Source organism: Streptomyces gilvus (assembly GCF_022513565.1).
Taxonomy (GTDB): Bacteria; Actinomycetota; Actinomycetes; order Streptomycetales; family Streptomycetaceae; genus Streptomyces; species Streptomyces gilvus.
Window position 1 is genome coordinate 172,392 of sequence record NZ_JAKWBE010000014.1, and the last position, 12,118, is coordinate 184,509.

Consider the following 12,118-nt stretch of genomic DNA (forward strand, 5'->3'; position numbering starts at 1 on the left):
AGATATCTCGCGCGAAATCTCGATTGTGCTACGAGGTGCTGTCCAGCATCGTTACGGCCATGACCACCGCCACCGCGACCACCCGGACCCCCGTCCGCCCCGCCGCCCGCCGCCCCGCCCTCGACTGGCGTCTGCGCTTCGGCGCGCTGTCCCTGATCTGGGGCTTCAGCTTCCTCCTCATCAAGGTCGGCACCCAGGGCTACGCACCGTTCCACGTCACCCTGGGGCGGCTGGTGTTCGGTACGGCGGTGCTCGCGGGGGCGATGGCGGTGAAGCGGGAGCGGCTGCCGCGGGGCCCGCGCACCTGGGCGCATCTGACGGTCGCGGCCTTCCTGCTCAACGCCCTGCCGTTCTCGCTCTTCGCCTACTCCGAGCTGACGATCCCCTCGACACTGGCGGGCATCTGCAACGCGACCTCGCCGCTGTGGGGCATGGCCCTGTCCCTGGTCGCCCTCTCGGAGGACCGGCCGACCCGCGTCCGGGTCGCGGGGCTCGGCATCGGCTTCCTCGGCGTCCTGACGGTCCTCGGCGCATGGCAGGGCTTCCACGGCCTGGACGCGACGGGCACGGCGATGGCCCTGACGGCCTCGCTGAGCTACCCCGTCGGCTGGATCTACGTCCGCCGCACCCTGGCCGGCTCCAGCCACTCGAACCTCTCCCTGACGGGCGCCCAGTTGCTGCTGGCCACCCTCCAACTGGCCTTCGTGACCCCGCTGTTCACCTCCCTGCCCACCCGCTTCCCGGCCGTCCCCCTTCTCGCGATCGCGGCGCTGGGCGCCCTGGGCACCGGCCTCGCCGTGCTCGTCCAGTACGGCCTGGTCGCCGAGGTCGGCCCCACCACGGCCCAGATGGTCACGTACTTCATCCCGGTCATCGCGACCGTCGCGGGCGTGGCGGTCCTCGGCGAGTCCCTGACCTGGTCGACTCCGGTGGGCGCGGTGATCGTCCTGGCGGGCGCGGCACTGACCCAGGTGCGCCGACGCGCCTGAGACGCGGGGCGCCGTCGCCGGTACGGGGCCGGGCTCAGACGTAGGTACGCGTGGACGCCGGTCCCAGGGCCTGGGCGACCGCGTCCGCCAGTGGGGGCGTCTCCTCCGGTGCGAGGGTGGAGACCGTGATGCGGATGCCGGGCGGGGCGCTCATACGGAAGCGGGCCCCCGGTGACACCGCCCAGCCGGCGTGCAGGAGGCGGGCGACGGCGCCCGTCTCGTCGGGGACCGGGATCCAGACGTTCAGGCCGCTGCGGCCGTGCGCGGCGACGCCCCGCTCGGCGAGTGCGTCGATCAGCAGGTCTCGGCGTTCCCGGTAGGCGGCCGCCACCGCGTCCGGGTCGAGGGCGTCGTCGGTCCACAGGTGCACCACCGCCCGCTGGACGATGCGGCTGACCCAGCCGGGGCCCAGGCGGTGCCGGCCGGTCACGCGGTCGACGGTGACGGGGTCGCCGGTGAGGACGGCGAGGCGCAGATCGGGGCCGTAGGCCTTGGCGACCGAGCGGACGAGGGCCCAGTGGTGGGTGACACCGGCCAGGGGGTGCAGGGGCAGGTCGACGATGCCGTGGCCGTGGTCGTCCTCGATCAGCAGGGTCTCCGGGTGCTCCCGCAGCACGGCCCGCAGGGCACGCGCGCGTGCGGCGGTCACGGCGGCGCCGGTCGGGTTCTGGGCGCGGTCGGTGACGACGAGCGCCCGTGCACCGCCCACCAGGGCCCGCCGTACGTCCTCGGCCCGCGGCCCCTCGTCGTCGACACCTACCGGCGCCGTCCGCAGTCCGAGCGCCGGGATCAGGTCGAGCAGGCTGCCCCAGCCGGGGTCCTCGACGGCCACGGTGTCCCCGGGCTTGAGGTGGGCCGCGAGCACCCGCTCGATGGCGTCCAGCGAGCCGGACGCGACGGCGAGCGGCCCGTCCGGCACACCGTCGGCGTCCAGTCGCGCACGGGCGATACGGGCCAGCTCGGGCTCCACCAGGGCGTCCCCGTACAGCACGGGATCCCGGTCACCCTGCTCGGCGGCCGCCGCGAAGGCCTTCGCCAGCGGCGGCAGCAGCGCCGGGTCAGGATTGCCGCTCGCCACGTCCCGCACACCCTCGGGGACGTCCATCCGCGCGTACTCGCGGCCCGTGGTCGCCGGTTTCGACCGCACGCGACTGCCCCGCCGCCCGGCGGTCTCGATCACCCCGCGCTCCCGCAGGATCCGGTACGCGGCCGCGACGGTGTTGGGATTCACCCCCAGCTCGACCGCCAACTCCCGCATGGGGGGCAGCGGTTGCCCGGGTTCCAGCTCTCCCGAACCCACCGCGCGCTCGACGCTCGCCGCAATCTCTGCTGCGCGTCGCCCTTCGATCCGATATCCTCCTAGCACAAAGCAGATTATGCACTAGTGCAATTAGCGCCGCAAGGCGAGAAGCAGACCACCGCACGACGAAGCAACGAGTTCTGGAGAACGCCATGCAGGGGACCGCCCAGCCGACGTCGCCGCCCGCCGCCTACACGCCGACCGACCGCACCGTCCCCACGCGCTCGGCGGACCGGGCGTCGTACGACAGGGAATTGGTGCACTCGATACTCGACGAGGGATACGTCTGCCACCTGGGCTTCGTCCGCGACGGGCGGCCGGTGGTCCTGCCGACTCTCTACGGGCGGGTCGGCGAGCGGCTGTACGTCCACGGCTCGACGGGCTCGCGTCCGCTGCGGATGACCGGACAGGCCGACCCGGGCCTCCCGGTCTGCCTGACCGTGACACACGTCGACGCGCTGGTCCTGGCCCGCTCCGCCTTCCACCACTCGATCAACTACCGCTCCGTCGTGGTCCACGGCATCGCCCACGACGTCACGGACCCCGAGGAGAAGCGGGCGGCCCTGGACGCGCTGGTCGACCACGTCGTGCCGGGCCGCGCCGCCGACTCGCGCCCCGCGAACAAGAAGGAACTCGCGGCCACCGCCGTCATCCGCCTCGACCTCGACGAGGTCTCCGCCAAGCTCCGCACCGGCGGCGTGAACGACGAGCCCGCGGACCTCCCCCTCCCCCACTGGGCCGGGCTCGTCCCCCTGCGCAAGGGGTACGACGCCCCCGTGGCCGACGCGGACCTGACGCCCGGCATCGGGCTCCCCGACTACCTGACGGTCCGCTGATGCTGATCCACCCCTGGGACGCGGCACACGACGACTCGGAGTGGCAGCGGTGGCTCGCGGTCCACGACTTCGGACAGCTCGCCGTCAACGGACTGCCCGGCGAAGCACCTTACGTACAGCCGCTGCACTTCCTCTACGACGCCGGACGCGGCGAGGTCCTGACCCACCTGGCCCGGCCCAACCCGCTGTGGCCGGCGCTGGAGGCGAACCCGGACGTCGTGCTGAGCGTGGTCGACGACTACGTGTACGCGCCGGGCTACTGGCAGGCCATGCCCGGCACACCATCCGAGCACGGCACGCCGACGAGCTACTGCGCGGCGGTCCAGCTCCGGTGCCGCGCCCATCTGGTGGACGATCCGGCGGAGAAGGCCGAGCTGCTCAACCGCCTGGTCGACCACTTCCAGCCGGAGGGCGGCTCGGCGCGCGTGGCGGTGGGCGAGGTGCCGTACGGCAGGATGCTCGCCGGTCTGCGCGGGGTGCGGCTCGACGTCGTGGACGTCCGCGCGAAGTTCAAGTACGCCAACCACAAGCCCGAGGTGCACGAACGGGTGGCGGCGGCGCTGACGCAGCGAGGCGGTCCGCGTGACACGGCCGCGCGTGCGCATCTGGCGCGCAGGCACGGGGTGTGACACCAACTGCCGTACCGGCGCTGATCATTGAGGGAGGGGCCGCACGGGGGTGGGCCCCTCTCCGCACACCCGCTCCGGCTAGGTGGCCGTTCCCCGGGCCGACAGCTCGCGTTCCGGGCCGCCGCCGGCCACCGGGTCCGGGGAGGGCTTGGCCGGCGCGGAGGACTGGGCGATGAAGGCGCCCACGAGGACGACCGCGCCGCCCGCGATCTGCGGTGCCGAGAGGTGCTCGCCGAGCAGCACCCAGGCCAGGACGGTCGCTATGACCGCTTCCAGGCAGGCCACGACGCCCGCGACCTGCGGCGAGAGCCGGCGTACCGACAGCACGCCGGTGACGTAGGCGAGGACGGTCGCGATCAGCACGATCCACGCCAGCAGCAGGCCTGCGGAGACCGGGGTGCCGTTCATGTGCGCGGTGCCGGACAGCACCGACCAGTCCATGGACCAGGGGCGGGCGACAGCCGTAAGCAGGAGGGCGCCGATCAGCAGGCCGTAGGCGATGACGCCCAGTGGGTCCGGAGCCTCGTCCCCGGCGTCGCTGCCCTGGTCGGACAGGACGAAGTAGCCGACCTGACAGCAGGCGGCGCCGAGCGCGAGCAGCAGGCCGAAGACGTCGAAGCTCAGGCCCGACCAGACCTCGACCACACAGGCCAGACCGCCGACCGCGAGGACGACTCCCGCCGCGGCGGCGCGGGTCACCGGCCGCCGCTGCACGAACCGCACCCAGCCCAGCACCAGGGCGGGCGCGAGGTACTCCACGAGCAGCGCGACCCCGACGGGGATGCGGGAAAGCGCGGCGAAGTAGCAGGCCTGCACACCGGCCACCGCGAGCAGGCCGAACCCGGCGAGCAGGGCCGGGCGGCGGAACAGCAGCGTGCGGTGACGCACCGCGACCGGCAGCATCACCAGGGCCGCGCCGGTCACCCGCAGCCACACCACGTGCAGCGGGTCGAGTCCGGCCTCGATCAGCGGTTTCGCCGCGACGCCGGACCCTCCGAAGGCGAGCGCGGACACGAGCGCGAGCCCGAGCCCGACGCCCTTGCCGCGACCGGCCTGACTGCTCTGTGAGGTACGCACCGGCACATGATGACAGGCGTCGACAGGAGCGTCACCCCCGATGACACCTGTCTCACCGGATGGACGGTCCGGCGCCCGTCACTGGCCGGACCACTCCGGCCGGGTGAGCCGGTCCTCGATTCGGGCGAGCACCTCGTACGGGTCGATTCCGGCGCGGGCCAGCACCTCGACGGCCCGCGCCTGCGGGTCCGCGAGGATCGCCGCGAGCAGGTCGACGCCGAGCGCCGCGTCCTCGCCGCGGTGGGCGGCGCGCGCGGCGGCGTCCTCCATGGCGCCGGCGGCCAGCGGCGAGAAGCCCGCGCTCCCGGCCACCACGGGCACGGCGCCGGAGTCCTCGACCGAGCCCTGCCAGCGCAGCCCGTAGCCGATGCTGCGCTGCACGAGATAGCCGAGCAGCCGGGCGTTCTCCGCGCCGTCGTCGAAGACGGCGCGCACATCGGGGTCGTACTCCAGGAGCGAGTGCAGCAGATGGGCGGTGTCGATCTGCCGGTCCCCGTCGCGGACCGCGCGGCGGCGGGCACCCGAGACCACCGCTGCCAGTGCGGCGCTGAGCTTGGCATCGTTGTCCGGGCGAGGGCCGACGGCCGGCTCCTCGGCCTGCTGTCGGGGTATACGGGGTGGCACATCCCCCACCCCATCAGTCCCCGGCGTCCGCGGTCATCCCCGGGGGGAACCATTTCGGCGTCCCACGGAGAGTGGACGGCGTACGCCGGAATCTCCTCCTTGCGGATGAGATCAGGTGGCTTTACCCGGAGGGGCGCGCGCCATCCTGCCGCGCACCGGATGTGTCCCTGCCGGTCGTGGACGGCAAGCGGTACGGGTACCGGGTGGACGCCCCGGGGGACGTATGACGAAAGCGCCGTCCCGCGCGCGTGCACAATTTCTGACGCCTCGTCAGTATTGAATGTTGCGATCCCTGCGGTTACTTTCCGCGACACCACAGCCCGACACGAAGAGGTGGTCGCATGCCCGAAATCAGCGCGGAGGCACGGATCGAGGCGCCGGCCGAGAAGGTGTGGGCGCAGCTCACGGACTGGCCCGCGTACGGCGAGTGGAACGCCACCCACACCAGCTTTCCGCAGGGCGGCCCGGCGGCGCTGGAGGTGGGCGCGACCTTCCAGGAGAACATGAAGCTGATGGGCTTCCCGGCCGAGGTCGAGTGGACCGTCTCGGAAGTGGAACCGGCCCGGCGCTTCGTCATCACGGGCAAGGGGCCGATGGCGGTGAGCCTCGCCACCCGCTACACCCTCACCCCGGACGGCGACGCCACGAAGGTCCGTATCGAGGGGGAGTTCACGGGCGCCGCGGTGACCCTGATGGCGGGCAAGCTCAGGGACTCGGGCACGGCCGCCCTCAACGAGTCGCTGCGCAAGCTGGCGGGGCTGGTGTCCTGACCCCGGGCACGGACGGGCGCCCCGCGGACGATTCCGCGGGGCGCCTGCGTCGCCGTTGGACGTTCAGTCCTCGTCGGCGAGGATCAGGTACAGCTTCTTGCGGGCCTCGTTGATGACGGCCAGCGCCTTGTCGCGCTGGTCCTTGCTGCCGGTCTTCCAGACCTGGCCGAAGGCCTCCATCAGACCGAAGCCGGCCTGACGGATCTCACCGAGCGCCTCGAAGTCGATACCGCGGGAGGCTTCCTCCCAGGGCGCGTCCGGGCCCTCGTCGGCCGCGGCGCGGCCGGACTCGGTGAGCGAGAACAGCTTCTTGCCGCCCTCACTCGCGCTGGCGATCAGACCCTCGTCCTCCAGCAGTTGGAGGGTGGGGTACACCGAGCCGGGGCTGGGCTTCCATGCCCCGCCGCTGCGCTCGGCGATCTCCTGGATCATCTCGTAACCGTGCATCGGACGTTCCTTGAGCAGGGCCAGGATCGACGCGCGTACGTCACCTCGCCGTGCCCTGCCCCTCGGCCCGCCACGCCCTCGCGGCCCCCAGGGGCCCGGACCGAACCCGGGTCCGCCGAAACCGAAGCCGCCACGCGGGTCACCGCCCGGACCACCGGGCCCGAAGGGCCCGAAGGCACCCCGCCGCCCCTCGAAACCGCCCCGCCCACGAGGGCCGGGTCCACCGTGTCCACGCTCGAATCCATGGGAACGCATCGCAATCACTCCATCCATTCGTTGATCTGTCGCGATGCGTCAACGATATATCGGAACAGCTCGCATGACAACCCCCGGCCCGGACGGACGGCGGCGGCTGCTGCTGCTGACGGGCGGGGCCTACACCCAGTTCGCCCAACCAAAGGTGAAGAGATAGGCCCGGCGCCCCGTGTCCAGACCTCGGAGCCCGCGAATGAACATGACCACCAGAGCAACGAGGAACAGAGCAGCAAAGGCGCCGGCTACAAGGACCCCGGCGACAGGCCCCACGAGCAAGCCCACGAACACGCTCGCGACGATGACGATCCCCAGACCGAAGTGCGCGGCAGGCAGATCTGCCCTGATCGCCTCTCGCAGTGCCTTGCGCACCGACCGCATGTCGGAGTCGTACCGCTCCCGCGCCGCTTCCGGATCAGCGGCGGACCCTCGGGCCACCTGCTCAGCACTGGCGATCCCGAAGCCACTCGGCCACGGCCACGAAGTCCGCGTCCACGAGGCCCGTCATGGCATCGACGCGGTGAAGGAGGGCGTGCCCGCGATGATGAGCCGACACCCACTCCCGATCGAGATCCGTGACCGAGTCGTCGGCCCACACGAAGGGCCGGCCGGCGGCGACCCGCACGAGCGCCACGGTCTTCCAGTTCAGTACGCCGGGCTCGTACTCGTCCGGCGCGGCCGGCAGGTCGGCCAACGGAAGGTCCGGCAGTCCGAGCACAGGCGCGATCACCCTGTTCGCGTCGCCCATCCACGCGGTGGCCCATATCAGCGCGCAGGGCAGGGCGAGCAGCCGCGGGCCATGGCGTGGATCGAGCTGCGCCAGGTGGGGATTCGACACGTCCTGCCAGTCGGCCCATCCCTCGGGGGTCGTGGGAAGCCGGGCTCCGCGGTAGGGCAGGAGCGTTCCGTCGACGTCCAGGAACAGCAGCGGGCGGTCGCCCGTGGATCCGGTCAATGGCCTCGGAACGCCTCCTCCAGCCACCAGGAGCCCCGGTCTCGGGTCACCTTGGCGTCCACGAGGAGGGGGGCCGTGCGGGGGCCGGTCACCCAGTCCGCCACCGCCTTGAGGTCGGCGGTGGTGCGTACCGTCGCCGCCTCGAAGCCGTAGCCGCGGGCGATCGCGGCGATGTCCGTCTCCGGGAAGACGACCGTGTCGAGGGGGTGGCCTTCGGGGCCGAAGTGGTGGACCTCGGCGCCGTACGCCTCGTCGTTGTAGACGACCACCACCATCGGCAGCCCCAGGCGGCGCACGGTGTCGAGCTCCACCGCGCTCATCAGCGCACCCCCGTCGCCCAGCGCGGCGACCGGCAGCCGGTCCGGGCGGGCCAGGGCCGCGCCGATCGTCGTGGCGAGCCCCAGGCCGATGGACTGGAACGCCTGCGTGAAGCAGAAGCCGTCCTGGTCCGGCACGGACAGGTACGCGCTCGGGTAGCCCATGAAGTTGCCCGAGTCCACCCCGACGATCCGCTCGGCGGGCAGCATGTCGTCGAGGGCGATGCTGAGCGTGCGCGGGTCGATCCGGTCCCGGGTGCTCTCGTCCTCGTACGGCACGTCCCGCCACCGCACCCGCGCCGCGAGCGCCTCGGCGACATCGGGAGTGCGGTATCCGTCCCGCTCCTCGCCCGCCGCCTCCAACGCCCGCACGGCCGTACGGGTCACGTCTCCGGTGACGCCGAGGGCGATCTCCCGGTGCGCGCCGAGCGCCTCCGGGTCGTCGTCGACCTGCACGACCGTCGCCCCGGCGCCGATGAGCTTGCCGTGCCGCATGGTCCACATGTTCAGCGCGCAGCCCCACCCGACGATCAGGTCGGCGCCCTGGATCAGTTCGGCCGCGAGGGGCGACGCGAAGCCGCCGGAGACGTCGAGGGACCACGGGCTGCCGTGGAAGAGGCCGCGCGCGACGGCGGAGGTGGCCAGCAGGGCGCCGTGGCGGTCGGCGAGGGCGGTCAGCGCGTCGCGGGCGGCCGGGGTGCGGGCGCCGCGCCCGGCGACGAAGACCGGTCGCCGGGCGCGCGCGAGGGCGCCTGCGAGGTCGGCGACCGCCCGCTGCGAGGGCTCGACGGGTTCCGGTCCGGGCAGGGGCACGGCGTCGAGGGAGATCCCGTCGGGCACGTCCAGGGCCTGTACCTCCAGGGGGAGGTTGAGCAGGACCGTGCGGCGTTCGTGCACCGCGCGGCGCAGGGCGGCGCGGGCCTGGTCGACCGCGTCGTGCGCCGTGGTCACGCGGGCCGAGACGGCACCGACGGAGTGCGCCAACACAGCCTGTTCGACACGGAAGTTGGAGTGCCGCGCGGTCGCCTCGGCGGCCAGCACGAGCAGCGGCGTACGGCTCTTGGCGGCCTCGGTGATGCCGGTCAGGGCGTTGGTCAGGCCGGGCCCCTGGTGGACGCTGAGCGCGGCGACCGTACCGCTGGTGCGGGCGTAGGCGTCGGCCATGGTCGCCGCGCCTCCCTCGTGCCGGGCGGCGACGAAGCGGGCGCCCGCGGCCACCATGGCGTTGGTGAGGTGGAAGTTGCCCGAGCCGACGACACCGAAGACCTGGTCGACCCCGGCCGCGGTCAGGGCCCGGCCGACGGCCTCGGCGACCTTCACGACCGCTCCACCAGGGCCAGGACGCGCGCCGGGGCGCCGGAGCCGCTGACGATCGGCAGCGGTCCCGCGATGACGACTGCGCCGGTCGGGGGCAGGGCGGCGAGGTTCTGCAGCTGGGTGAGCCCGTACTTGTCGGCGCCCAGGAGGTAGGAGTGGCAGGGGAACGCCGGCTCGAAGGAGTGCGCCCGCCCCGCGTCCGTGCCGACGGTCTCCGTGCCGAGGCCGATGACCGGGGACTCCTTGGCGACCCAGCGCGCGCACTCCGGGGAGAGGCCGGGGGTGTGCGGGCCGTTCTCGTCGGCGTTGAGGAACTCTTCCTGTGAGCGCGAACGCGCGTCCCATCCGGTGCGCAGCAGTAGCCAACCCCCTTCGGGCAAGGGGCCGTTGTCGGCCTCCCAGGCCTTGATGTGGTCCACCTCGACGAGGAAGTCGGGGTCCTTGGCGGCCTGTTCGGAGAAGTCCAGCACGGCCGCGGGCGCGATGAGCCGACCGGTGGGGACGGAGGCAACGTCCGCGAGGTCCCTGCCGGTCACCCAGTGGACCGGGGCGTCGAAGTGGGTGCCGGTGTGCTCGCCGCTGCGGAAGTTGTTCCAGTACCAGGCGGGTCCACGGTCGTCGTACCGGCTGATCTCCTCCAGCTCGAAGACCTGCGTCTGCCCGAACTGCGGCGGCAGTTGGATCACGGGAGTGGAGGGCGAGAGCGGCTGGGTGAGGTCGACGAGCTCGATGGATCCGCTCCGCAGCCCGGACAGCAGCGCGGCGAGCACGGACGACTGGGACATGACGGCCTCCTGGAACGGGGCGGAACTGGCAACGCCTGTCTGGTACAGGGTGTCAGCGTCTCCCGGATCGTCCAGAGGCGCAGCATGAACCGGCAAGCCGGAGGCGCGGCATCAACCGGCAGGACGGCGACGGCAGTCCCGGAATCAGGCCAGTGGTCGGGAATTGGCCTTGGGCACGGGAGCCACGTGGTCCTAGCGTCGAAGACATGCGTATCCGAATCGTCGACGCCTTCACGGACCGTCCCTTCGCAGGCAACCCGGCCGGGGTGCTGCTCCTCGACGCCTTCCCGGACGACGAGCGGCTGCAGCGGATCGCGCTGGAGGTGAACCACGCGGAGACGGCGTTCGCACACCCGCTGCCCGGCGGCGGCGAGGCCGACTGGGCGCTCAGGTGGTTCACGCCGACCACCGAGGTCGCCATGTGCGGCCACGCCACCCTCGCCACCGCCCACGTACTGCACTCCACCGGCGCGCACGAGGGCGCCGTGCGCTTCACGACCCGCAGCGGCGTGCTCGTCGCGACACCCCGGGAGGACGGGTCGATCACGCTGGACTTCCCGACGGCCCCGCTCACCCCGGTCGAGGCGCCGGACGGGGTCGCCGAGGCACTGGGCGCACAGCCGCTCTCCGTCTTCGACACCGGACCGAACATCGGTGACCTGCTCGTGGAGCTCGCGGACGAGAAGACGATCCACGGCCTGTCCCCCGACCTCAGGACGCTGGGCGCCTACTCCGAGCGCGGCATCATCGCCACGGCCCGCGCCGAGGACCCCGCCCGGGGCTACGACTTCGTCTCGCGCTGCTTCTTCCCGAACGTCGGCATCGACGAGGACCCGGTCACCGGCAGCGCCCACACCGCGCTCGCCCCCTTCTGGTCGCAGCGCCTGGGCAGCCCCGTCCTCACCGGCCTCCAGGCCTCCCGTCGCTCCGGCCGCGTCCGCACCGAGCTGCGCGGCGACCGCACCCTGCTCTCCGGCCGCGCGGTCACCGTCATCGACGGCGAACTGCTGGCCTAGGCGGTCGGCAGCCAGCCCACCTTGCCGGCCAGGAGCGCGTAGCCGACGAACGCCCCGATGTCGAGCAGGGAATGCGCCACCACCAGGGGGCCGACCCGCCCCCACCGTCGGTACAGGTAGACGAAGACCACGCCCATCACCATGTTGCCGAGGAAGCCGCCGATGCCCTGGTAGAGGTGGTAGCTGCCGCGCAGTACGGAACTGGCCACCAGCGCGGCTCCCGGTGTCCAGCCCAGCTGCCCCAGCCGGCGCAGCAGATAGCCGACCACGATGACCTCCTCCAGGACCGCGTTCTGGATCGCGGAGAGGATCAGCACCGGGTACTTCCACCAGACGGAGGGCAGGGCCTCGGGCACCACGGTGAGGTTGGCGCCGAGACCGCGGGCGGCCAGGTAGAAGGCGATCCCGGTGCTGCCGATCACCGCCGCGATCGCGGCGCCGCGGGCGAGGTCGGGCCAGGGGCGGGTCCGGTCGAACCCGATGGTGCGCAGGCTTCCGCCCTCGCGCAGGAGCAGATGGGCGACGAGCGCGACCGGGACCAGGGCGGTGGCGATCCCGAACAGCTGCCAGGCGAGATCCAGCCAGGGGCGGCCCGGCGCGGCCGAGGCGTTCATGGTCGCCGCCTGGTCCTTCAGACCGCCCGGTTTCGTGACCGATCCGACAAAGCTGATCAGGGCGGACACACCGCTCGCACCGAGCGAAAGCCCCAGAACGAGCAGGGTCTCGTCCCGGAAGATCCGTCGCGAAAGCCGCTCGGGCGGAAAAGAATCGGCCACCCCACTCGTCTCTGCCTGCACACTTGAC

14 protein-coding genes are annotated in these 12,118 nt (G+C 72.5%); 5 read left to right on the forward strand and 9 right to left on the reverse strand.

Annotated elements, in window-relative coordinates; genetic code table 11:
- Window positions 1–59: 59 nt before the first annotated feature.
- Window positions 60–989: a DMT family transporter gene (locus tag MKW14_RS22705; protein WP_374116586.1), complete on the forward strand. Its 930-nt coding sequence runs from the start codon at window positions 60–62 to the stop codon at window positions 987–989.
- Between the two features lie 34 nt (window positions 990–1,023).
- Here MKW14_RS22705 and MKW14_RS22710 read toward each other — a convergent pair whose 3' ends face one another.
- Complete coding sequence (locus tag MKW14_RS22710; RefSeq protein WP_240864948.1) at window positions 1,024–2,355, reverse strand: aminotransferase class I/II-fold pyridoxal phosphate-dependent enzyme; 1,332 nt, start codon at window positions 2,353–2,355, stop codon at window positions 1,024–1,026.
- 86 nt (window positions 2,356–2,441) lie between these two features.
- On the opposite strand from MKW14_RS22710, the gene MKW14_RS22715 reads away from it, so the two are divergent.
- Together MKW14_RS22715 and MKW14_RS22720 are read left to right on the forward strand one after the other, a co-directional pair.
- Window positions 2,442–3,125 carry a pyridoxamine 5'-phosphate oxidase family protein gene (locus tag MKW14_RS22715; RefSeq protein ID WP_240864949.1) on the forward strand — a complete coding sequence of 228 codons (684 nt, stop codon included), beginning with the start codon at window positions 2,442–2,444 and terminating at the stop codon, window positions 3,123–3,125.
- Window positions 3,125–3,754: an FMN-binding negative transcriptional regulator gene (locus MKW14_RS22720; protein WP_240864950.1), complete on the forward strand. Its 630-nt coding sequence runs from the start codon at window positions 3,125–3,127 to the stop codon at window positions 3,752–3,754. Before MKW14_RS22715 ends, MKW14_RS22720 begins: the two co-directional genes overlap by 1 nt.
- Window positions 3,755–3,832: 78 nt before the next feature.
- On the opposite strand, the gene MKW14_RS22725 is transcribed toward MKW14_RS22720, so the two are convergent.
- Entirely contained in the window at window positions 3,833–4,837 is a 1,005-nt protein-coding gene (locus tag MKW14_RS22725) for an EamA family transporter (RefSeq protein WP_240864951.1), read from the reverse strand.
- Between the two features lie 72 nt (window positions 4,838–4,909).
- Window positions 4,910–5,455, reverse strand: coding sequence for a Clp protease N-terminal domain-containing protein (locus tag MKW14_RS22730; protein WP_240864952.1), 546 nt, complete (start codon window positions 5,453–5,455; stop codon window positions 4,910–4,912).
- 341 nt (window positions 5,456–5,796) lie between these two features.
- Between MKW14_RS22730 and MKW14_RS22735 the strand changes: the two genes are divergently transcribed.
- Window positions 5,797–6,225, forward strand: a complete 429-nt coding sequence (locus MKW14_RS22735; protein ID WP_240864953.1) for a type II toxin-antitoxin system Rv0910 family toxin — start codon at window positions 5,797–5,799, stop codon at window positions 6,223–6,225.
- A gap of 63 nt (window positions 6,226–6,288) precedes the next feature.
- Here MKW14_RS22735 and MKW14_RS22740 read toward each other — a convergent pair whose 3' ends face one another.
- The 5 genes from MKW14_RS22740 to MKW14_RS22760 form a co-directional block, all read right to left on the reverse strand.
- On the reverse strand, window positions 6,289–6,927 hold the full coding sequence (locus MKW14_RS22740) for a PadR family transcriptional regulator (protein WP_240864954.1): 639 nt from the start codon (window positions 6,925–6,927) through the stop codon (window positions 6,289–6,291).
- 120 nt (window positions 6,928–7,047) lie between these two features.
- Window positions 7,048–7,305 (reverse strand): hypothetical protein, encoded by a 258-nt coding sequence (locus MKW14_RS22745; RefSeq protein ID WP_240864955.1) that lies wholly within the window; start codon window positions 7,303–7,305, stop codon window positions 7,048–7,050.
- Window positions 7,306–7,366: 61 nt separating this feature from the next.
- On the reverse strand, window positions 7,367–7,879 hold the full coding sequence (locus MKW14_RS22750) for an HAD domain-containing protein (RefSeq protein WP_240864957.1): 513 nt from the start codon (window positions 7,877–7,879) through the stop codon (window positions 7,367–7,369).
- The gene (locus MKW14_RS22755; protein WP_240864958.1) at window positions 7,876–9,516 is read right to left on the reverse strand and encodes a thiamine pyrophosphate-binding protein; all 1,641 of its coding nucleotides are present in this window, start codon (window positions 9,514–9,516) and stop codon (window positions 7,876–7,878) included. Before MKW14_RS22755 ends, MKW14_RS22750 begins: the two co-directional genes overlap by 4 nt.
- Window positions 9,513–10,298, reverse strand: coding sequence for a cyclase family protein (locus MKW14_RS22760; RefSeq protein WP_240864959.1), 786 nt, complete (start codon window positions 10,296–10,298; stop codon window positions 9,513–9,515). The genes MKW14_RS22755 and MKW14_RS22760 overlap by 4 nt, the downstream gene beginning before the upstream one ends.
- A gap of 206 nt (window positions 10,299–10,504) precedes the next feature.
- Here MKW14_RS22760 and MKW14_RS22765 point away from each other — a divergent pair, with 206 nt between their 5' ends.
- On the forward strand, window positions 10,505–11,314 hold the full coding sequence (locus MKW14_RS22765) for a PhzF family phenazine biosynthesis protein (RefSeq protein WP_240864960.1): 810 nt from the start codon (window positions 10,505–10,507) through the stop codon (window positions 11,312–11,314).
- Here MKW14_RS22765 and MKW14_RS22770 read toward each other — a convergent pair.
- A complete protein-coding gene (locus MKW14_RS22770; RefSeq protein WP_240864961.1) occupies window positions 11,311–12,111 on the reverse strand; it encodes a CPBP family intramembrane glutamic endopeptidase in 801 nt (266 codons plus the stop codon). The genes MKW14_RS22765 and MKW14_RS22770 overlap by 4 nt on opposite strands.
- Window positions 12,112–12,118: the final 7 nt, after the last annotated feature.

Coding starts and splice junctions, on each gene's coding strand:
- MKW14_RS22735 (WP_240864953.1), top strand. CDS start 5,797: ATGCCCGAAATCAGCGCGGAGGCACGGATCGAGGCGCCGGCCGAGAAG.
- MKW14_RS22765 (WP_240864960.1), top strand. CDS start 10,505: ATGCGTATCCGAATCGTCGACGCCTTCACGGACCGTCCCTTCGCAGGC.
- MKW14_RS22720 (WP_240864950.1), top strand. CDS start 3,125: ATGCTGATCCACCCCTGGGACGCGGCACACGACGACTCGGAGTGGCAG.
- MKW14_RS22745 (WP_240864955.1), bottom strand. CDS start 7,305: ATGCGGTCGGTGCGCAAGGCACTGCGAGAGGCGATCAGGGCAGATCTG.
- MKW14_RS22705 (WP_374116586.1), top strand. CDS start 60: ATGACCACCGCCACCGCGACCACCCGGACCCCCGTCCGCCCCGCCGCC.
- MKW14_RS22715 (WP_240864949.1), top strand. CDS start 2,442: ATGCAGGGGACCGCCCAGCCGACGTCGCCGCCCGCCGCCTACACGCCG.
- MKW14_RS22740 (WP_240864954.1), bottom strand. CDS start 6,927: ATGCGTTCCCATGGATTCGAGCGTGGACACGGTGGACCCGGCCCTCGT.
- MKW14_RS22760 (WP_240864959.1), bottom strand. CDS start 10,298: ATGTCCCAGTCGTCCGTGCTCGCCGCGCTGCTGTCCGGGCTGCGGAGC.